Here is a 19443-nt window from a genome sequence, read left to right as displayed (position 1 = left end):
AGATGCGGTGATGCAGATGCAGTGGTTCAAGAACGTTGGTGCAACGGTGATGCCGGAGGTGAAGCAGGTGCGACGATCAGGCTGCAGGTACGACAACGCCGCACCGCGACCGGACAGGCCGGCGCGGCGCGACGTTATTCAGCGCGGCATCAGTCGGCGAAGGCGCCGGCTTTCTTGATGATCGGGCCCCACAGGTCGATCTGCTGCTTCAGGTGTGCGCGCAGGGCTTCCGGGGTGGCTTGATTGGACGGCACCGGCTCGGTGCCGAGGTCGGCAAAGCGCTTGACCACGTTCGGGTCGCGCAGCGACGCGCGCAAGGCGTTGGCCAGCGCATCGACGACCGGCTTCGGCGTGCCTTTCGGTGCGTACAGGCCGTGCCAGACGCCCACCTCGAAGCCCGGCAGGCCGGCCTTGTCCAGCACTGGCAGGTTTGGCAGCGAAGCGACCGGGGTCTTGGTGGTCACGCCGTAGGCCTTGATCTTGCCGCTCTTGATCTGGCTGGTGGTGTTGGTAGTCTGGTCGCACATGAAGTCGACCTGGCCGCCGAGCAGGTCGTTCATGGCCGGACCGGTGCCTTTGTAGGGCACGGTGGTCAGCTCGACGCCCATCGCGGTCTGCAGCAGCATGCCGCACAGGTGCGAGGCCGAACCCAGGCCGGCGTGGGCGTAGGTGACCTTGTCCTTGTTGGCCTTGACGTAGGTGATCAGCTCTTTCATGTCCTTGGCCGGGAAGTTGCCGCGGGCAACGACGGTCATTGGCACGTCGGTGATCAGGCCGATCGGTTCGAAGCTCGTGATGGCGTCGTATGGCAGCTTGCGGTACAGGGCCGGCGCGGTCGACTGGCCGATGTGGTGCAGGAACAGCGTGTAGCCGTCGGGCGCGGCCTTGGCGGCGCGCGCGGCGCCGATGGTCCCGCCGGCGCCGCCGACGTTTTCGATGATGATCTGCTGCTTGAGCGTGGTACCCATCGACTGCGCGACGAGGCGCGCCACGGTGTCGGTCGGGCCGCCGGCCGCGAACGGCACGATCATGGTGATGGTCTTGGTCGGGTAAGCCTGGGCATGGGCCAGGCCCGTGCCAAAGGCGGTCAGGCAGGCAGCTGCGCACAGCATCTTGAGCTTCATGGTGTCGTCCTCGTATCTCGTTCTTGGTTTGATTTGGCAGCCCGCACTATTTCTGTGTGGTGCTGCCGTCTGGCGTTGTCTTACGCACCAGAGGTTGTACCAGTAAACATATTGTTATGCAACTACGTGGAACTACGTATGTGGCTTGTGCGGGACGCCTTTTCGGTAGAATCGGAGCGAAAAAAAACGCAGATACACGCGTAAAAAACGCCATCCGAAGATGGCGTCGTGCGTTCGTTTTTGCTGCCGCGCCGCTGTGTCAGACCGGCGGCTGCACAGGCAGTTCCCGGTCGCCCAGCAGCAGTTTGGCCGGCGTCATCGGCGTGGTGCGCAGGCGCGTGCCGGTAGCGTGGAAGATCGCGTTCGAGACGGCCGCCGCCACGCCCACGATGCCGATCTCGCCAACGCCCTTGGCGCCGAGTTGCTTGCTCACGATGCGGTCGTCCTCTTCAACGAAGATCACGTCGATATCGTGGATGTCGGCATTGACCGCCACGTGATACTCCGAGAAATTGTGGTTCATGAAGCGCCCGTACTTGTGATCGGTATGGGTCTCTTCATGCAGGGCCTGGCTGATGCCCCACACGACCGCGCCGCTGATCTGGCTGGCCGCCGTCTTGGCGCTGATGATGCGCCCGGCCGCAATCGCGCTGACCACGCGCGTGACGCGCACCATGCCGAGCTTTTCGTTCACGCGGACCTCGCAGAACACGGCCGAGTGCACGGCGCGCGCGTACTTGCGCTGCTTGAGCATCTGCGGCGTCATGAAGTATTTTTCTTCCACCTGGTCGACGCCCGCGTTGGCCAGCACCTGCGTCAGTTCCACGCGGCGTGACGGATCGGTCTTCAGGAATACGGCGCCATCGCCGAATTCGACGTCGCGCATGCGCGCCTTGGCCAGCGGCGAATTGTCCATGCGCACTGCCATCTTGAGCAGCGACTTCTTGAGCTTTTCGCAGGCGCTGAAGACGCCCGAGCCCACCGTGGTCACGTGCGACGAACCGCCTTCGATCGGCGCCATCGGCAGGGTGGAGTCGCCCAGCTGGAACGTGACGCGTTCCATCGGCAAGCCCATGGCTTCGGCCGCGATCATCGACATCACGGTGTAGGTGCCGGTGCCGATATCGGTCGCCGCGCTGCTCACGACCAGGCGGCCATTGCTGTGCAAGACCGCGCTCACGCGCGCCACCATCACCATCGCATCCCAGATGCCGGTGGCCATGCCCCAGCCGACCAGCTCATCGCCATCGACCATCGAGCGCGGCTCGATCGGACGCTGGTCCCAGCCGAAGCGCTCGGCGCCCTGGCGGTAGCATTCGCGCAGTTCCTTGCTCGAGAATGGCTTGTCCTCGACCGGCGCAATGTCGGTGTAGTTCTTCAGGCGCAGCGCCAGCGGATCCATCTTGAGTTCGTACGCCAGTTCGTCCATCGCCACTTCCAGCGCGTGCACGCCGTGGGCGGCGCCCGGGGCGCGCATGTCCAGCGGCGTGAAGCGGTCGTGCGCGACCACCTGGTAGCCAAGCTTGATGTCGGTGCAGGCGTACAGCTGGCCCGACCAGTTGACGATCACCTCGACGTAATCCTCGAGGCGCGAGGTTTCCTGGATCGCTTCGTGCCAGATCGCCTTGAGCGTGCCGTCCGGCGCCGCGCCCAGGCGGATGCGGTGCCAGGTTTCAGGGCGATGGCCGAAGCTGAACATCTGCTGGCGCGTCAGCACCACGCGCACCGAACGTTCGAGCTGCAACGCGCCCATCACGGCCAGCGGCAACTGGTATTGCGGGCGCAGGCCGGAACCGAAAGCGCCGCCCACGTACGGGTTGCGCACCGTGACCTCGTCGCTCGACAGGCCGAAGCCGTGCGAGACATACCAGCGGCTGTTCTGCGAGCTTTGCGTCTTGTCGTAGATGGTCAGGTGGCCGTCTGCGCCGCGAATCACGGTCGAGGCGAACATCTCCATCGGATTGTGGTGCTCGACGCCGTTGTAGTACTGCGAGTCGATCCGCACCTCGGCGGCGGCGAACGCTTTTTCGCCATCGCCGATCGAGCTTGGCGGCACGAAGCCAGCCTTCATCTTGCGCGGCTCGTAGGCTTGGTCGAGGCTGTGCAGCAGGTGCGTTTCATGCGCCTCGACGTCGTAGTGCACGCGCACGAGCGAGGCCGCGTAGCGCGCCGCCTCGAACGTCTCGGCCAGCACCAGCGCCACCGGCTGGCCGCTGTAGAAGATCTCGTCCGAGAACAGCGGCCGGAACGGCGAGCCGGCCGGCGCCGTCATGTCTTTCCAGGCCAGGTCGAACGAGCGCATCTTGGGCCGGTTCTCGTGCGTCATGACCGAGATGACGCCAGCCACGGCCAGCGCTTCGGTGGCATCGATGCTGGTAATGCGGCCCTTGGCCACGGTGCCGCTCACCACCACGCCGTAGCAGAGGTCGGGCGCGAAGTATTCGGCGGCATACTGGGCCTCGCCCGTCACCTTGGCGCGGCCATCGATGCGCGAGACGGGCATGCCGCTTTTCACGCGGCCGGTACCGGCCGGCGCGCTCGGGGCGCGCAATTCTGGAATCAGGTCGGTCATGCTGGTTCTCCTTTGGTGCCGGCATCGAGGCCGCGCGCATGGTCGGTGCCGCGCGTGGCGGTGGTCAAGGCTTGCACGATGGCGTTGTGCGCCAGCGGCAGCTTGAAGTCGTTGTGGCCGAAGCCTTGCGCGCCTTGCAGGATGGTCCGGGCGGCGAGCTCGAATGCCGCTTCATCGGCGCGCTTGCCGATCAGGGCATCTTCGGCCGCTTCGACGCGCCACGGCTTGTGGGCCACGCCGCCGAGCGCAATGCGCGCGGCGCAGATCGTGCCGTCGGCATCCAGGTCGAGCGCCGCAGCCACCGACACCAGCGCGAACGCATACGACAGGCGGTCGCGCACCTTGATGTAGGCGCTATGGTCGATGAAGCGGTCGGCATCGGGTACGGTGATGTGGGTGATCATCTCGCCCGGCTGCAGCGTGTTGTCGATCTCGGGCGTATCGCCCGGCAGGCGATGGAAGTCGGCGAACGGGATCGCGCGCTCGCCGCTCATCGAGCGCACGTGCACGGTGGCGTCGAGCGCGCGCAGGGCCACGCACATGTCCGACGGGTGGGTGGCGATGCAGCTTGGGCTGGCGCCCAGGATCGCGTGCTGGCGGTTCAGGCCCTCGACGGCCGGGCAGCCGGTGCCGGGCTCGCGCTTGTTGCAGGCGGTGCCGACGTCGTAGAAGTACACGCAGCGGGTACGCTGCATCAGGTTGCCGCCGTTGGACGCCATATTGCGCAGCTGTGGCGAGGCGCCGGCCAGGATGGCCGACGACAGCAGCGGATAGCGCTCGCGCACCAGTGGGTGGTAGGCCGTATCGGCATTGCGGGCCAGGGCGCCAAGCAGCAGGCCGCCGTCGCGCTGCTCCACCTGGTCCAGGCCCAGGTGGTTGATGTCGACCAGGCCTGACGGCTTCATCACGCCTTCCTTCATCAGGTCGAGCAGGTTGGTGCCGCCGGCGATCGGGCGGGTGTCGGGATCGAGCAGGGCGGCCAGGGCCGCGTCGATGTGCGTGGCTGGGGTAAAGGCGAACGGGTTCATGCGAGCACCGCCCCGGTCGTGAAGCCGTCGACCGTCTTGTTGGATTCGCGCATGTCGAGCATCTGCACCACGGCGTCGGCGATTTGCGGGTAGGCCCCGCAGCGACACAGGTTGCCGCTCATGAGTTCACGCACGTCGTCGCGCGTGGTGGCCTGGCCCTCGTTGATCAGGCCCACGGCCGAACACAGTTGGCCAGGCGTGCAGTAGCCGCACTGGAAGGCGTCGCAGTCGATGAAGGCCTGCTGCAGCGGATGCAGTTTGTCGCCGCTGGCCAGGCCCTCGACGGTGGTGATGTCGCGCCCGTCCTGCATGACGGCCAGCGTCAGGCACGAGTTGATGCGTTTGCCGTCCACCAGCACGGTGCAGGCGCCGCACTGGCCCTGGTCGCAGCCTTTCTTGGTGCCTGTCATGCCGGCGCGTTCGCGCAGCAGGTCAAGCAGGGTTACCCAGGATTCGACGTGAAATTCGCGGTCTTGCCCATTGATGCGCAGGCGCACCGGATGCTGCTGTTGATGTTCCATGGTCTTCCCCTCTGTGAGAAGTCATGAACATAACGTCGTGTCACATTTGCCACGGTTAGATGACGCACTTACATTAGGTTTTGGTCAACCTTTTGGCGCAGCGTTGTCACGGGCCGCGGAAGACGACGGTCTTGTTGCCGTCGACGAACACGCGCCGCTCGATGTGAAACTTGACGGCCGTGGCCAGCGCCAGGCATTCGTTGTCGCGCCCCACGCGGGTGAGCTGGTCGACCCGGTAGTTGTGGTCCACGCGCGTGAGCACCTGTTCGATGATCGGCCCTTCGTCGAGGTCGGGCGTGGCGTAGTGCGCGGTTGCGCCAATGAGTTTCACGCCCCGGTCGAATGCCTGCTGGTACGGCTTGGCGCCCTTGAAGCCGGGCAGGAACGAGTGGTGGATATTGATGCACTTGCCGGCCAGGCGGCGCGCCAGGCCATCGGACAAAATCTGCATGTAGCGCGCCAGGATCACGAGTTCCGAGTCGGTCTCGTCGACGATTTCCAGCAGCCGCGCCTCTTGCTGCGCCTTGTTTTCTTTGGTCACCGGCAGGAAGATGAAGCGGATGCCTTCGCGTTCGACCATCGGGCGCAGGTCGAGGTGGTTCGACACCACGGCCGTGATCTGCAGATTGAGTTCGCCCGTGCGGCGGCGGTACAGCAGATCGTCAAGGCAGTGATCGGTCTTCGAGACCATGATCACCGTGCGCACCGGGTCGAGCGGGTCGAAGATTTTCCAGCCCATGTCCAGGCGCCTGGCGACCGTGAGGTCGAATTCGTCGCGGATGGCGTCGATCGACGGCGACTTGTCTTGTTGGCGAAACACGGCGCGCATGAAGAAGCGCTCGGTCGAATCGTCGTCGAACTGTTCCAGCGCGCAGATATAGCAATCGCGCTCGGCCAGAAAGGTCGCGACGGCGGCGACGATGCCGATGCCGGCCGGGCAGCTGGCGTGGAGGATGTATTCGGGACGACTTGGCATGGTGATCTGAGGCGATATTGTCAAGACAGCTAGAATGCGCGATGCTGCGGCGGGCGTCAAGAGCATGCTACGATGCCCGCTTTTTTCCCGCCATGCCCGTCACCACGCGCCTGCTGCTGCCCTCCGATCTCGATGCCGTGTTGCGCATCCAGGCGGCCTGCTATCCCCCGGCGATGCAGGAGCCGGCCGCGATCGTGCTGTCCCGCATGGCAGCGGCGTGCGGAACGTGCCTGGCGGGTTGCGACGACGATGGCCTCTGCGGCTACCTGTTTGCCTATCCGTCACGGCTTGGACTGGTGACGGATCTCGGCGCCCCATTCAGCCCGGCCCAGGACGCGGACACGCTGTACCTCCACGACCTGGCGCTCGACCCACGCGCGCAGGGGCGCGGCATTGCGCGCGCGCTGATGGCCGAAGCCTTGTGCCTGGCCGGCACGATGGGCCTGGGCCATTCAGCACTGGTGTCAGTGCAGGACAGCACACGCTTCTGGCACGCGCTGGGCTACCGCATCACGTCGACGCGCGACGCCGGCCTGCACACCTATCCGCCCGGCGCGGTGTACATGGTGCGCACACCGGCCTAGGCTTACTGCACCCGGCGCACCTTGGCCGAGCTGTTGCCGCCGTCAACCTTCAGGAACAGCGTGCCGAACACATTGCGCTCGATGGTGACCGGCGCATCCTTCGTACGCGGCAGGACGGCGTCGCTGCCGTCGATGATGCGCCATACCTGACCATTGGCCAGGCGGATCTGCGAGCCGGGGCCCCAGCCGTCGAAGTCGCCCATGACCGTGCTGCGGATCGACGCCGGCTGCGCTTCGCGCTGCTTGACCGCTTCCATGCCGAAGTTCTGCTCAGGCGTACGCGCCGGGGCAGCAGCAGGTGCAGCGACGCCCACTGGAATCGCGTCGTAGCAGGCGACGCGCGAGGGGGTGTCAGTCAGGGCGCGGCATGTAAGCAGCGCAGCGTCGTTGGCGAGCGCAGTGCTGCTGGCCAGCAGCAGGACGATCAGGGGAATGTGCAGGGGCAGGGCTTTCATCGGGGTCCTTCGGGTAAGTGGATTCACGTCCCATGCTTGGGAGCGCCCATGATTATAGTGGCGCACTCGAGCGGCAGGTGCGTGGCGGCGCGTGACGGCGGATGGATCAGCCTGCCGGCGCCAGCAGGGCGGCGGTGTCGGCGGCCCCCATGCGCAGCGCCGCATCGTGGGCGGTCACGCCGGCGGCGTCACGCGCCGCCGGGTCGGCGCCGCGCTCGATCAGCAACTGCGCGATGGCGACCCGGTTGAACATCGCGGCGAACATCAGCGCCGTGCGGCCCGACGGGCCGGCGAAGTCCGGCCGCGCGCCCTTGTCGAGCAACAGGGTCGTCACCGGCAAATCTCCCTTGAACGCGGCGCCGTGCAACGGCGTTTGCCCCGCATCGTTGATCAGGTGCGGGTCCGCGCCGTATTCCAGCAAGACCCGCGTGGCGTCGAGATGGCCGTGGTAGCTGGCCAGCATCAGCAGGCTGTCGCCTTTCTCGTTGCGCAGGTTCGGCGGCAGGCCGCGCGACAGGAAGGCGTCCAAGTGGTCGGCGTCGCCCGAGCGCGCGTACTGGAACATATTGCGGGCCATGTTCAGCGCGGCGTCGTCCAGCTCGGCCTGCGTCGGCGTTGGCGTCGGCGTTGGGGTCGGAATCGCGCCGTGGTCGTTCGTGTGCATCGGGTGCTCCAGATTCTGGGATAAAGATTGATTAAAACATATCTTAATCGCAGGCGTGAGCTACGCGCGCTGGCGTGCGGCGGCATGTTCGGCCGCTTCCATGATCCAGGCCGGCAAGGCCAGCGCAGGCAGCAGCATCCCGACCGCCAGCGCCGCGTGCCAGCCGTGTTCGGCATACACCCAGCCGCCCAGCGCCGAACCCAAGGCGCCACCGGCAAAGAACAGCGCGAAGTACAGGCCATTCAGGCGGCTGCGCATGTCGGCGCCCAGTGCGAACAGCGCGCGCTGGCCCAGCACCAGGTTGGCGGCGACGGCGGCGTCCAGCGCAATCGCGGCCACGGCCAGCAAGCCCAGCGCGACCGGCTTGGCGGCCGGCGCGAAGAACGGCAGCACGAAGCTCAGTGCGCCGACCAGCAGCGCGATGGCGGTGGCGCCCAGCGTATGGCCGGCGTCGGCCAGGCGACCTGCCACCGGCGAGGCCACGGCGCCGGCCATGCCGACCAGGGCGAACAGCGCGATGCCGTTCTGGGACAGGCCGAACGCCGGGCCGGCCAGCGCCTGTGGCGCCACCGTCCAGAACAGGCTGAACGCCCCGAACAGGCCGGCGTGGTACAGCGCGCGGCGGCGCAGTACCACGGTCGTGGCCAGCAGCGGCCACAAGGAACCGATCAGGCGCCCGTACGGTTGCGTTGCGGTCGGCTGGCGCCGGGGCAATTTGATGTGCAGCACCACGGCCAGCAGGGCAACCAGTGCGGCGGCGATGCCGAACACGGTCTGCCAGCCGCCAAGCCCGGCAAGCACGCTCGCAACTGGCCGCGCCACCATGATCCCGAGCAGCAAGCCGCTGACCACCTTGCCAACGGTCTGGCCACGCGTCGCTTCCGGCGCCAGGTGCGCGGCGAACGGCACCAGCACCTGGGCCACCACGGCGCCCAGGCCGATGGTCAAGGCCGCGAGCAAGAAGGCCCAGGCCGCCGTCGCGGTGGCCGCCACCAGCAGGGCGCCGCTCGTCACCAGCAAGCCGGTGACGATCAGGCGCCGGTTTTCCAGAAGATCGCCGAGCGGGACGATGAACAGCAAGCCCAGCGTGTAGCCGATCTGCGTCAGCGTCACGATCAGTCCGGCTGCCGCGGGCGGCAAGCCCAGCGCGGCGCCGATCGGGCCGACGAGCGGCTGCGCGTAATAGAGGTTGGCGACGATGATGCCGGCTGCGGCGGCCAGCAGCATGATCATGCCGGACGACAACGTTGGTGACCTGGGTGCGTTCATTGGGAGCTCCGTGGGTTGGATGAGGTGATGCATCCATTCTAGGCAGTTCGAGCGCGCAGATAATCAGGGCATAATGCGCTTATACAATTCACTTAATATGAACAATCATGGACAAGGTGAAAGCGATGCAGACGTTCGTGCGCATCGTCGAGGCAAACAGCTTTACCCGGGCCGCCGCGTCGCTCGACCTGCCACGCGCCTCGCTGACGGCCACGCTGCAGAACCTCGAGCGCTACCTTGGCGCGCAACTCATCCAGCGCACCACGCGCCGGCTGTCGCTCACGCCCGAGGGTGAGCGTTACTATGCCCACTGCAGCGCCATCCTGGCCGCGATCGACAGCGCCGAATCCAATTTTCTCGGCGACCAGGCCGGGCGCATGGCGGGCCGGCTGCGCATCGACTTGCCGGGCGCACTCGGGCGCGCCGTGGTGCTGCCGCGCATCGGCGAATTCCGCCAGGCGTATCCGGCGCTGGATCTCACCATCAGCCTGGGCGACCGCCTGGTCGACCTGACCGCCGAAGGCATCGATTGCGCCTTGCGCGTGGGCGACTTGCCCGATTCGAGCCTGGTCGCGCGCCGGATCGGCCTGATGCGCTTCGTGATCGCCGCCACGCCCGGCTACCTGGCGCGGCGCGGGGTGCCGGCCACGGTCGACGCACTGGGCCAGCACGACGCGGTCGTGCATTTCTCGGGGCGCACCGGCCGCGCATTCGAGTGGACGCTGGCAGGGGAGGGAGAAGGTGCGGGCGGCGCGGCGCAAGTGCCGATGCACGGCGGCATCGCCGTCAACGACGCCGAGGCGAACCTGCTATGCGCATTGCAGGGACTGGGCCTGGCGCAACTGGCGCGCTACCAGGTGCGCGAGCACGTGGCGCAGGGCGCACTGACCGTGGTGATGCCCGACATGTGCCCGACGGCGATGCCGGTGTCTCTGCTGTACCCGCGCGGGCGCATCGCCAATCCGCGTCTGCAGGCATTTGCCACCTGGCTGGCCGGCGTGTTCGCGGCCGATCCCGACCTGCGCCTGGCGCACGACTGAGCGCTCACAAGCGATCGCCGCGCACGCAGCGGCACGGTCACGATCCGGCGCAGTCAACATGCCGGGCCAACCCAGGCGCTGTGCGGCCCGGCGCCGTTCACCTGAGCCTTAAAAGTCGACGTTCATCGACAGCCACAGGCGGCGCCCGTCGATATTGTTGACGTACACGCTGGTATAGGTCGGCGCGGCCGTCGGCGTGGTGCGGTATGGGCGGTAGTCGACGAAGTCCTTGTTCAGCAGATTGTAGATCGCGGCATTGAAGGTGATGGCCGGTGTGAACTGGTAGCTGGTGCCAAGGTGCAGCATCGTATAGCCCTTGAAGTCGCCCAGCGCTTCCTTGGTCGCGCGGGTGGCCGCCGAGGTGCCCGGATCGCGGAACCGTTCGCTGCGGTGCTCGGCGCGCAGCCACGAATTCCAGCTTGGCGAGATGTCCCAGGTCAGGCGGGCATTGACCGCGTGCCTGGGCGTGTCGGACAGCGGCTTGCCGGCACTGTCGCCGCTTTCCTGCTCGCTGTCGGTATAGGTGTAGTTGGCGCTGGCGGCCCAGCCGGCGGCGATGGGGAAGCGAGTGGCAAGCTCGACGCCGCGCGTGACGGCTTCGTCGACGTTGATCGACTGGCCGAAGGCATCGACGTTCGGCCAGTTGCCGAAGCTGACGCAGCCCGGGCGGTTCGGCGCAAGACGGTGGGTACAGTTGATCAGGCCGGTGCCGCTGGTGATCTTGTCCTTGAAGTCGTTGTTGAAGACGGTGGCGTTCGCGGTCAAGCCGGCGCCGTTGTCGAAGTAGGCGCCCAGTTCGGTCGTCACGCTGGTTTCCGGCTGCAGGCTCGGGCTGCCCACGAGCGGGATCGTGCCCTGGCCGCCGAAGCCGTTGATGCCGGGCGTGAGTTGCTCGACACGCGGGGTTTTATAACCCTTGCTCACGCCGCCCTTGAAGGTCCACTGGGGCGAGGCACTCCAGACCAGGTAGCCGCGCGGGCTTGTCTGGCCGCCGAAGATGCTGTGGTCGTCATAGCGCGCGCCGAGCGTCAGCGAGACGCGTTCGTGCAGGCGCCACTCGTCTTCGACGAACAGCGCTTTTTGCGTGAAGGCGAACGCCTGCGGCGCCACGCCGTCGACCATCTCGGCATCCCAGTGCTGGGCGCCGATGGTGGTCAGGTGGTTCCCCCACGGCACCAGGAGCTTGGTGTCGAACACCTTGCTTTCGACTTCCAGCGCGCGCGCAGTGCCCGCCACGGCGCCGGGCGTGCCGGGCGGGATCGTGCGGCCGATGGTTTCCGTGTTATTCACCATATAGCTGCTGTCCCAGGTGCCGAACGGCAGGCGCGCTTTGTACGACAGCGTGTACTGCTCGCGGTTGTACTTCTGCTCGGGGCCGTAACCGCCAGTACCCAGTGTGCCGAGCTGGCCGCGCGTGTTGTCGTAGGTCTGGCGCGTCTTGTCGGCGTCAAGCATGAATTCGTGGTTGCGGCTTGGCGTGAACGCCAGGCGCGCGCCCAGGTTGTCGACCTGCTGCTTGACCGGGTTGGCGTTCTGGGTCAGCGGGCGGGCCGGATTGATCTCGTTGTACGAAATGGCGGCCTCGTCGCGGCGCAGGGTGCTGCCACGTACGGACAAGCCCAGCACGTCGGCCGCGATCGGGCCGTTCAGGTAGAACTTGGCGCCCTTGACATCGCCGAACGACGATTCTTCTTGCAGCGTGTAATCGGCGGCGACCGAACCGGCCCAGGTCTTGCCGACCTTGCGCGTGATGATGTTGATCACGCCGCCCATCGCGTCCGAGCCGTACAGCGTCGACATCGGCCCGCGGATGATCTCGATGCGCTCGATGGCGCCGACCGGCGGCATGAAGCTGGTCGAGGTGCCGCCGAAACCGTTCGGCGTGACATTGCCGGCCGCGTTCTGGCGCCGCCCGTCGATCAGAATCAGCGTGTAGTCGCTGGGCATGCCGCGGATGCTGATGCTCATGCCGCCGGTCTTGTCGCCGCCGGCGCCGACGTCGATGCCCTCCACGCTCTCGAGCGCCTGCGCCAGGCTGCCGAAGCGTTCCTTCTCGAGCTGCTCGCGGGTCAGCACCGTGATCGAGGCCGGCGCTTCGCGGATGGTCTGCTCGAAGCCGGACGCGGTCACGACCACGGTCGGCATGGTGGCCGGCAGCGCATTGGCGAACGTGGCCAGCGGCAGGGCGCCGATGGCAAGGCTCAGGAAGGTGCGGGCAAGCCGCGGGGCAGGCAGAAGGTGGGTCATTATCAGGCGTCCGTTTTATAGTTAGAAATAATGTTCCGCGTACATACGTAAAGAAATGTAAAGATCGCAGAACGACGCCATTCTAAACGCTAATGCGAATCATTCCCATTGCTATTTTTTGGCTCCTTGTTTCACGGCGGGCGTCGGCGCCTGGTGCGGCCCGTTCCGTGGTGTTTCCAGCTATCATGTCGGGTCGTACCCGCACAGGGTGCGACGCCCTATGACCAACCAGCCCACTGGAGCCCCATGACGAAGTCCCCGAATTTGACACTGAGCCTGACCCTGAGCCTGACCCTGGCTGCAACGCTTGCCGTTGCCGCCGTGCCCGCCGCCCAGGCCAACGCCGACCTGGCCAAGGCCAAGGCCTGCATGGCGTGCCATGCCGTTGGCGCCAAGCTGGTCGGCCCGTCCTACAAGGATGTCGCTGCCAAGTACGCCAAGGATGGCGGCGCCGAAGCGCGCCTGGTCCAGAAGATCCTGAAGGGCAGCAGCGGCACCTGGGGCCCGATCCCGATGCCGTCCAATCCGCAAGTGAGCGAAGCCGACGCCAAGGTGCTGGCGAAATGGATCCTGGCGCAGAAATGACCTGTCGGCGGCGTCGCCCGGCGGCGTCTGCCTGACCCCGGCCTGGCCACTTGGCGCGTTCTTTGCATATATGCAAGGAACTGAACGCCAGGAGCGGGCCATGTTCTTGCAAAACGATGTCATCGAATACCTCGATCCCCCGGGCCAGGTGCTGCGGATTCTCTGGATCGACGAGGTGCAGTGCATGGCCTATACCTTCGCGCTGCGGCGGGTGAGCGCCACGCCGCGCGCGACGCCGCTGCGCGTGCTGGTGGCGGACGTGACTGCGCGCCGGGCCCGCCTTCTGCTGACCGATCCTTATCGTGCGGCGCGGCTTGCGCCCCCATCCGACAAGCACCGCCGCCTGCAGATGAAGGCATGGCACGCCGTGAGTGCACTGCATCGCGACTTGCCACAGGTGTATCTGCCGCGCCCGCGCGCGGCCATGCTCATCGCCTACAGCGCCGAACATGCTCTCTCGGGTGCGAGCGTCATGCGCTACCTGCGCCGCTACTGGGAGCGGGGCCAGACGATCGATGCGCTGCTGCCCGACTATGCCAACTCTGGCGCGCGCGGCAAGACGCGGGCGGCCAGCGCCGGCGTCAAGCGCGGGCGCCCGCGCAAGGATGCGACGAGCGGCGCCAACGCCGGCACCAATACCGACGCCGCGCTGCGCGCCTTGTTCGTGGCTGCGGCGGCACACTACGCCGCCACGCATCCCCAGTTCTCACGCACCGCCGCCTATCGCCAGATGCTGCGCGATCACTTCGCCGATTGCGCGCCCGGCGCTATCCCCAGCTACGGCCAGTTCAACTATTGGCTCGAGCGCGACGGCGCGCCAGCTTCGAAATAAGCGCCCTGGACCACATCCATCCGGGTGCGTATTTACGCCACAACAGTGCAGTATTGACATGTCATGCCCCTGACACGTGCGCACCGCTGAATCGGTACCGCCGGTCAAATTTCACCGTTGATTTTAATAGAGTCTGCACGCCGGATTCACAACGGGTTGCGGTCTGCAACCCGGATTGCGTAAATACGAATGGGGGTCGAGCGAAACAGAATTCCGTCTGCATAAAGTGGCTTACACCGGACTTACATTCGGAGAAAGTTTAGATAAACTTTATTTTAATAGTGTTGGGACGTTCATTTTTTCTACCCGCTTGGCACAGGTATTGCTGATAGGCCATTAGTTTCAAGGTCTTTCCAGTAACGCTAAGTGGAGGTATGAATGGATCGTCTGACACCGTCGCTCACCCGACGTGAGTTTCTGTACCGCGCCGCCGCCGTTGGCGGTTCGGCGCTGTTGATGCGTTCGATGAACGCCTGGGGCATGGGCATCGCGTCCAAGGTGACCACCCCGCCGGTGCTGACCGGCAGTGGCAAGGGCAAGAAAGTCGTGGTGCTCGGCGCCGGCCTGGCCGGCCTGACGGCCGCCTATGAATTGGGCAAGCTGGGCTACCAGGTCCAGGTGCTCGAGGCGCGGCCCTATGCGGGCGGGCGCTGCCAGACGGCGCGCAAGGGTTTCAAATTGCAGGAACTCGGTGGCGAAGCCCAGGCGTGCCGCTTCGACGAAGGCCAGTATATCAACCACGGCCCATGGCGCATTCCGCTCGACCACCAGTCCACGCTGTACTACGCGCGCCAGTTCAAGGTGCCGCTCGAAGTGATGGTCAACGAGAACGACCACGCCTACGTGTACCTTGAAGATGGCGGACCGCTGTCGAAGCAGCGCCTTCGCGGCGCCCAGATCAAGGCCGACATGCGCGGCCACGTCGCCGAGCTGCTGGCCAAGTCGGTCACCGGCCACCATCTCGATACGCAACTGACAGGCGATGACCAGCGCCTGCTGCTCGATTACCTCAAGCGCGAAGGTGCACTGGACGTGGGCGACCTGGCCTACAAGGGCCGCAGTGGCCGCGGCTTTGCCACCAACCCTGGCGCCGGTCTGGTGCCGGGCGCCGGCACGCCATCCGATCCGCTCGCGTTTCGCGACCTGCTGGCGGCAAAGGTCGGCAAGGTGTACAGCGCGGTGCAGGAATTCCCGATGCACGCCACGATGTTCCAGCCTGTCGGCGGCATGGACGCGATTCCACGCGCGTTCGCCAGGCGGCTCGGCAAGGACATTCGCTACAACGCCGAGGTCCAGCGCATCCGCCAGGGCGAGGGCGAAGTCACGATCGACGTGCGCGACACCGTCAGCGGCAAGCTTTCGAGCGTGAAGGCCGACTATTGCCTGTGCACGGTGCCGCTGTCGGTGCTGCGCATGATCGACACCGATTTCTCCGACGGTTTCAAGGCCGCGATCAAGGCCGTCCCGTACGCGCCGGTCGGCAAGATCGGCCTGCAGATGGGGCGCCGCTTCTGGGAAGAAGACGACCATATCTACGGTGGCCACGTGCTCACCGACCTGAAAGGCATCAACACGATCTCGCTGCCATCCGGCGGCTGGCAGCAAAAGAAGGGCGTGGTGCTCGGCTACTACAACTACGCGCTCGACGCGATCGAGGTCAGCGGGATGACGCCAGCGGAACGCGCCGAGTTCGCGCTGGCGGCCGGCGAGAAGATCTTCCCGGCCTACCGTTCAACCTACGAGAACAGCTTCTCGGTGGCCTGGCATCGCGTGCAATACAGCCTGGGCGGCTGGGCCGAATGGAACGACGCCGCGCGCAAGAGCGCCTATCCGGTCTTGCTCGAAGGCGAGCGCCGTGTGCTGCTTGCTGGCGAACACCTGAGTTACCTCACTGGATGGCAAGCCGGCGCCATCGAATCGGCGTGGCAGCAGGTCGAGCAGCTGCACCGGAGGGCCAGCGTATGAAGGCAGTCTCCTATGCACTGGCGATCGCCTGCCTGTGCGCCGGCGCCGCACGGGCGCAGGCACCGGCGCCGGCACCGGCGGACGGCAAGACCTTGTACGCCAAGAATTGCGCAGCCTGCCACCAGGCCAATGGCCGCGGCATTGCCGGTGCGTTCCCGGCGCTCGTCGCCAGCCCGATCGCGATCGGCCCGCTGGACGAGGTAGCCGAAGTGTTGCTCAAGGGCCGCGGCGGCATGCCCGACTTCAGCGGCAGCCTGGATGACGCTGACATCGCCGCCGTGCTCACCTACGCGCGCACCAGCTGGGGCAACAAGGCGCCGCCCATTGCAGGCGCCGAGATCGAAGCGCGGCGCACCGCGCTGCAGGTCGCGCCGGCCAGCCGCAGCCGCTTCGGCAACAAGCACTGATTCCCTTTTTCTTCCCACGCCAATGAAAGACTATTTGATGACTCTTACTGCCCTGCGTTCCGCCTCCGCCCTGGCCGCAGCACTGCTGCTGGCGCCCGCGCTTGCACATGCCCAGGACATCGTGCGCCACAAGATCCCGAACTCGGATTTCCCGATCGCCCTGGCCGTCTCGATTCCACCGAGCGCAACCATCCACTTCATCAGCGGCCAGGTGCCGCCGATCGTCGACAAGGCAGCCGATCCGAATGCCATCGCGGCCTTTGGCGACACCAAAACGCAGACGGTCGGCGTGCTGCAGAAGATCAAGGAAATCCTCGCTGGCATGGGCCTCGGCATGGGCGACGCGGTCAAGATGCAGGTGTTTTTGGTGGGCGATCCGGCGCACAAGGGGCGCGCCGACGTGACCGGCTTCATGGCCGGCTACACCCAGTTCTTTGGCGGCGCCCAGCCCAATCTGCCGGCGCGCGCTGTGATGCAGGTGGCGGGCCTGAGCAATCCCGGCTGGCTCGTGGAAATCGAAGTGGTAGCAGCAAAGAAGTAAGCGGTGCGGTGCCTGACCAATAACTCAAACTAGGGAACAACCATGTACAAGACCATCATTCATACCAGTGTCGCTGCCGCTCTGCTGTCCTGGGGCATGGCTGCCCACGCCGCCGGCCAACCGGCCGAAGCGGTCGCCGAGGCCCCGGCCGGCGTTGTTGTGCCCGATGCGCCGCCAGTGGCCGGCACCGGCATCGTGATCGTCACCGGTACGCGCGCCGCCGGCCTGACGGTCGAAGACAGCGCCTCGCCGATCCAGGTGCTCGACGCCTCGTCGCTGGCCCGCACCGGCCAGCCGGACCTGATCCAGGCGCTGGCCCAGAACCTGCCGTCGCTCAACGCCCAGGCCTTCGGCAGCGACATGGCGGCGATGACGCTGTCGGCGCGACTGCGCGGCCTGTCCCCGAACAACACGCTGGTGCTGGTCAACGGCAAGCGCCGTCACGGCACCGCCAACCTGGCCGTGCTGGCCGGCGCGTTCCAGGGCGGCGCCGCAGCCGACCTGAACTTTATCCCGGTGGCAGCGATCGACCGCGTCGAAGTGCTGCAGGATGGCGCGGCCGCGCAGTACGGCACCGACGCGATTGCCGGCGTCATCAACATCATCCTCAAGTCCAACAACCGCGGCGGCAGCGCCAACGTCAATGGCGGCGCCTACATGGACGGCGGCGGCCACACGGGCGACGGCATGGCCAATATCGGTTTGACCCCGTTCACCAATGCCTACCTGTCGCTGACAGCCGAAACAAAATACCACGGCTTCTCGGAGCGCGGCGGCATCGATCCGCGCGTGGTCGACCCGGCCACGATGGCCGAGATGCCGTCGCTCGTGAATGCGCCCGGTTACCCCTACCTGAACAAGATCCAGGGTGACGCCCAGTACCGCCAGCACATCTTCGCCGCCAACTTCGGGGTCGACCTGGGCGGCGGCACCGAACTGTACAGCTTCGGTACCTATGGCAAGAAGGAGGCGCGCGCGTTCGAGAACTACCGCATGCCCAACCGCCTGCCAACCATTTATCCGTTCGGTTTCAGCCCGCAAGAGACGTTCGATGAAGAAGACTACGCATTCACGCTCGGCATCAAGGGCAAGGTCTTCGGCGACTGGAACTGGGATCTGTCGAGCACCTACGGCAAGGATGTCGCCAAGCTGGGCGTGGCCAATTCGGCCAATATCTCGCTGTTTACCGACACCGGCTCGACCCCGTACGAATTCAGGGCCGGCGAATTCCAGGCCAGCCAGTGGGCCAATAATTTCGACCTGAACCGCGAATTCGACGTGGGCATGGCCACGCCGCTGACGCTGGCGCTGGGCCTCGAGCACCGCCGCGACACCTACACCATCGTCGCCGGCGACGCCGCCTCGCGCTACAAGGAAGGTTCGCAATCGTATCCGGGCTTTTCGCTCACCGATGCGGGTGGGCACAGCCGTGACAACAAGGCAGCCTACGTGAATATTGCGGTGCAGCCGGTCGCCGGCTGGACGGTCGACCTTGCCGGGCGCTTCGAGGACTTCAGCGACTTCGGCAACGCCAAGGTCGGCAAACTGACGAGCCGCTACGACTTCACGCCGGACGTGGCCGTGCGCGCCACCTACAGCAATGGCTTCCGCGCGCCGACGCTGGCCGAGTCGTTCTACTCGGCCACCAACGTCTCGCCGCGCAGCGCCTTCGTGCAACTGGCGCCGAATTCGCCGGGCGCGCGCCTGGTGGGCATCGACGGCCTGAAACCCGAGGCGTCGACCAATATCAGCGCCGGTCTGGTGCTCAACCCGGCCGCTGGCGTGGCTGTCACGTTCGATGCCTACCAGATCACGATCCGCGACCGCATCGTCGGCAGCGGCTCGCTGTACGGTTCGGGCGGCGCCATCAATTCGCCGGCCGTCACGGCGGCGATCCTGGCCAACGGCAATGTGCTCGACCCGACCGTGGTGCAAACCGGCATCAACATCTTCACCAATGCCGTCAATACCCGCAGCCGCGGCGCCGAAGTGGTGGCGACCCTGAGCAGTAACTACGGCACTTACGGCCGCGTGGACTGGTCGGCAGCGGCCAACTACAACAAGGTCGAGGTCATCAAGATCAACCAGGCGCCGACCCAACTGGGTGCGCAGACGCTGCTGGACGCCACCGCGATCTCGCACCTGGAAACGGCCTCGCCCAAAGTGCGCGTGAACCTGGGCGCCCTATGGCGCATGGGCGACTGGACCGTGAACCTGCGCGAGAACTACTTCGGCAAGTCGTCCGAACAGTTCTCGACCGACGGCGCGGTGTTCCGCGAAAACCGGATCAAGGCCAAGCTGCTGACCGACCTGGAAGTGAGCTACCAGATCAGCAAGGCCTGGAGCCTGTCGCTGGGCGCGAACAACCTGTTCAACGAGTACCCGAACAAGATCAATCCACTGATCCTGGCCGAGCAGCGCGCCAACCTGGACAACGGCGCGGTGACGATCTATCCGGGATTCTCGCCGTATGGCATCAATGGCGGGTATTACTATGCGCGCGCCGGTCTGAAGTTCTGATCGGGCTGAAGTGAATCAGCGAAAAGGGGCGGCCTGCAGGTCGCCCCTTTTTTTATGTTCGAAGATTTCGATGATAGCAGCAGAAATTACCCGTTTTTGTTCGCGGCGCGACC

Annotated in this window: 17 protein-coding genes; 8 read left to right on the top strand and 9 right to left on the bottom strand. The window is 65.9% G+C overall.

The annotated features are described in order from the left end of the window. Nucleotides 1-149 precede the first annotated feature (149 nt). The 5 genes from AB2N08_RS02310 to purU all read right to left on the bottom strand — a co-directional run bounded on the left by AB2N08_RS02310 (nt 150) and on the right by purU (nt 6227). On the bottom strand, nt 150-1124 hold the full coding sequence (locus AB2N08_RS02310) for a tripartite tricarboxylate transporter substrate binding protein BugD (protein WP_367608986.1): 975 nt from the start codon (nt 1122-1124) through the stop codon (nt 150-152). A 259-nt stretch (nt 1125-1383) separates the two neighbouring features. Next, nucleotides 1384-3696, bottom strand: coding sequence for a xanthine dehydrogenase family protein molybdopterin-binding subunit (locus AB2N08_RS02305; RefSeq protein WP_367608985.1), 2313 nt, complete (start codon nt 3694-3696; stop codon nt 1384-1386). Continuing rightward, nucleotides 3693-4724, bottom strand: coding sequence for an FAD binding domain-containing protein (locus AB2N08_RS02300; RefSeq protein WP_367608984.1), 1032 nt, complete (start codon nt 4722-4724; stop codon nt 3693-3695). Before AB2N08_RS02300 ends, AB2N08_RS02305 begins: the two co-directional genes overlap by 4 nt. Further along, complete coding sequence (locus AB2N08_RS02295; protein ID WP_367608983.1) at nt 4721-5245, bottom strand: (2Fe-2S)-binding protein; 525 nt, start codon at nt 5243-5245, stop codon at nt 4721-4723. Before AB2N08_RS02295 ends, AB2N08_RS02300 begins: the two co-directional genes overlap by 4 nt. A 106-nt stretch (nt 5246-5351) precedes the next feature. Further along, nucleotides 5352-6227, bottom strand: coding sequence for a formyltetrahydrofolate deformylase (gene purU, locus AB2N08_RS02290; protein ID WP_367609434.1), 876 nt, complete (start codon nt 6225-6227; stop codon nt 5352-5354). An 86-nt stretch (nt 6228-6313) separates the two neighbouring features. Here purU and AB2N08_RS02285 point away from each other — a divergent pair, with 86 nt between their 5' ends. After that, nucleotides 6314-6805 (top strand): GNAT family N-acetyltransferase, encoded by a 492-nt coding sequence (locus AB2N08_RS02285; RefSeq protein WP_367608982.1) that lies wholly within the window; start codon nt 6314-6316, stop codon nt 6803-6805. 2 nt (nt 6806-6807) lie between these two features. Here the strand turns inward: AB2N08_RS02285 and AB2N08_RS02280 are convergent, their stop codons facing one another. From AB2N08_RS02280 to AB2N08_RS02270, 3 genes are all read right to left on the bottom strand, one after another. Next, nucleotides 6808-7260 carry a hypothetical protein gene (locus AB2N08_RS02280; RefSeq protein ID WP_367608981.1) on the bottom strand — a complete coding sequence of 151 codons (453 nt, stop codon included), beginning with the start codon at nt 7258-7260 and terminating at the stop codon, nt 6808-6810. 106 nt (nt 7261-7366) lie between these two features. After that, nucleotides 7367-7837 (bottom strand): ankyrin repeat domain-containing protein, encoded by a 471-nt coding sequence (locus AB2N08_RS02275; RefSeq protein ID WP_370662394.1) that lies wholly within the window; start codon nt 7835-7837, stop codon nt 7367-7369. Nucleotides 7838-7984: 147 nt separating this feature from the next. Then, on the bottom strand, nt 7985-9193 hold the full coding sequence (locus tag AB2N08_RS02270; protein WP_367608979.1) for an MFS transporter: 1209 nt from the start codon (nt 9191-9193) through the stop codon (nt 7985-7987). A gap of 107 nt (nt 9194-9300) precedes the next feature. On the opposite strand from AB2N08_RS02270, the gene AB2N08_RS02265 reads away from it, so the two are divergent. Then, on the top strand, nt 9301-10233 hold the full coding sequence (locus AB2N08_RS02265; protein ID WP_367608978.1) for a LysR family transcriptional regulator: 933 nt from the start codon (nt 9301-9303) through the stop codon (nt 10231-10233). Between the two features lie 108 nt (nt 10234-10341). On the opposite strand, the gene AB2N08_RS02260 is transcribed toward AB2N08_RS02265, so the two are convergent. After that, entirely contained in the window at nt 10342-12480 is a 2139-nt protein-coding gene (locus tag AB2N08_RS02260; RefSeq protein ID WP_370662387.1) for a TonB-dependent receptor domain-containing protein, read from the bottom strand. Nucleotides 12481-12726: 246 nt separating this feature from the next. Here AB2N08_RS02260 and AB2N08_RS02255 point away from each other — a divergent pair, with 246 nt between their 5' ends. From AB2N08_RS02255 to AB2N08_RS02230, 6 genes are all read left to right on the top strand, one after another. Beyond that, nucleotides 12727-13065, top strand: coding sequence for a c-type cytochrome (locus tag AB2N08_RS02255; RefSeq protein WP_367608977.1), 339 nt, complete (start codon nt 12727-12729; stop codon nt 13063-13065). A gap of 100 nt (nt 13066-13165) precedes the next feature. Continuing rightward, the gene (locus AB2N08_RS02250; protein WP_367608976.1) at nt 13166-13897 is read left to right on the top strand and encodes a hypothetical protein; all 732 of its coding nucleotides are present in this window, start codon (nt 13166-13168) and stop codon (nt 13895-13897) included. A 378-nt stretch (nt 13898-14275) separates the two neighbouring features. Further along, nucleotides 14276-15862: an NAD(P)/FAD-dependent oxidoreductase gene (locus AB2N08_RS02245; RefSeq protein WP_367608975.1), complete on the top strand. Its 1587-nt coding sequence runs from the start codon at nt 14276-14278 to the stop codon at nt 15860-15862. Beyond that, nucleotides 15859-16269, top strand: coding sequence for a c-type cytochrome (locus tag AB2N08_RS02240; RefSeq protein ID WP_367608974.1), 411 nt, complete (start codon nt 15859-15861; stop codon nt 16267-16269). Before AB2N08_RS02245 ends, AB2N08_RS02240 begins: the two co-directional genes overlap by 4 nt. Nucleotides 16270-16306: 37 nt before the next feature. Beyond that, nucleotides 16307-16810: a RidA family protein gene (locus tag AB2N08_RS02235; protein ID WP_367608973.1), complete on the top strand. Its 504-nt coding sequence runs from the start codon at nt 16307-16309 to the stop codon at nt 16808-16810. Nucleotides 16811-16852: 42 nt separating this feature from the next. After that, nucleotides 16853-19330 (top strand): TonB-dependent receptor plug domain-containing protein, encoded by a 2478-nt coding sequence (locus tag AB2N08_RS02230; RefSeq protein WP_367608972.1) that lies wholly within the window; start codon nt 16853-16855, stop codon nt 19328-19330. Nucleotides 19331-19443: the final 113 nt, after the last annotated feature.

Origin of the sequence: Massilia aurea, from assembly GCF_040790145.1 — a bacterium.
Taxonomy (GTDB): Bacteria; Pseudomonadota; Gammaproteobacteria; order Burkholderiales; family Burkholderiaceae_D; genus Telluria; species Telluria aurea_C.
The sequence above is the reverse complement of the archived record's forward strand: the minus strand, read 5'-3'. Positions and strand labels throughout refer to the sequence as shown.

Bases quoted from the DNA above. Each gene is read 5' to 3' on its own strand.
- AB2N08_RS02310 (WP_367608986.1), bottom strand. From the start codon at position 1,124: ATGAAGCTCAAGATGCTGTGCGCAGCTGCCTGCCTGACCGCCTTTGGC.
- AB2N08_RS02305 (WP_367608985.1), bottom strand. From the start codon at position 3,696: ATGACCGACCTGATTCCAGAATTGCGCGCCCCGAGCGCGCCGGCCGGT.
- AB2N08_RS02300 (WP_367608984.1), bottom strand. From the start codon at position 4,724: ATGAACCCGTTCGCCTTTACCCCAGCCACGCACATCGACGCGGCCCTG.
- AB2N08_RS02295 (WP_367608983.1), bottom strand. From the start codon at position 5,245: ATGGAACATCAACAGCAGCATCCGGTGCGCCTGCGCATCAATGGGCAA.
- AB2N08_RS02285 (WP_367608982.1), top strand. From the start codon at position 6,314: ATGCCCGTCACCACGCGCCTGCTGCTGCCCTCCGATCTCGATGCCGTG.
- AB2N08_RS02280 (WP_367608981.1), bottom strand. From the start codon at position 7,260: ATGAAAGCCCTGCCCCTGCACATTCCCCTGATCGTCCTGCTGCTGGCC.
- AB2N08_RS02275 (WP_370662394.1), bottom strand. From the start codon at position 7,837: ATGGCCCGCAATATGTTCCAGTACGCGCGCTCGGGCGACGCCGACCAC.
- AB2N08_RS02270 (WP_367608979.1), bottom strand. From the start codon at position 9,193: ATGAACGCACCCAGGTCACCAACGTTGTCGTCCGGCATGATCATGCTG.
- AB2N08_RS02265 (WP_367608978.1), top strand. From the start codon at position 9,301: ATGGACAAGGTGAAAGCGATGCAGACGTTCGTGCGCATCGTCGAGGCA.
- AB2N08_RS02260 (WP_370662387.1), bottom strand. From the start codon at position 12,480: ATGACCCACCTTCTGCCTGCCCCGCGGCTTGCCCGCACCTTCCTGAGC.
- AB2N08_RS02255 (WP_367608977.1), top strand. From the start codon at position 12,727: ATGACGAAGTCCCCGAATTTGACACTGAGCCTGACCCTGAGCCTGACC.
- AB2N08_RS02250 (WP_367608976.1), top strand. From the start codon at position 13,166: ATGTTCTTGCAAAACGATGTCATCGAATACCTCGATCCCCCGGGCCAG.
- AB2N08_RS02245 (WP_367608975.1), top strand. From the start codon at position 14,276: ATGGATCGTCTGACACCGTCGCTCACCCGACGTGAGTTTCTGTACCGC.
- AB2N08_RS02240 (WP_367608974.1), top strand. From the start codon at position 15,859: ATGAAGGCAGTCTCCTATGCACTGGCGATCGCCTGCCTGTGCGCCGGC.
- AB2N08_RS02235 (WP_367608973.1), top strand. From the start codon at position 16,307: ATGACTCTTACTGCCCTGCGTTCCGCCTCCGCCCTGGCCGCAGCACTG.
- AB2N08_RS02230 (WP_367608972.1), top strand. From the start codon at position 16,853: ATGTACAAGACCATCATTCATACCAGTGTCGCTGCCGCTCTGCTGTCC.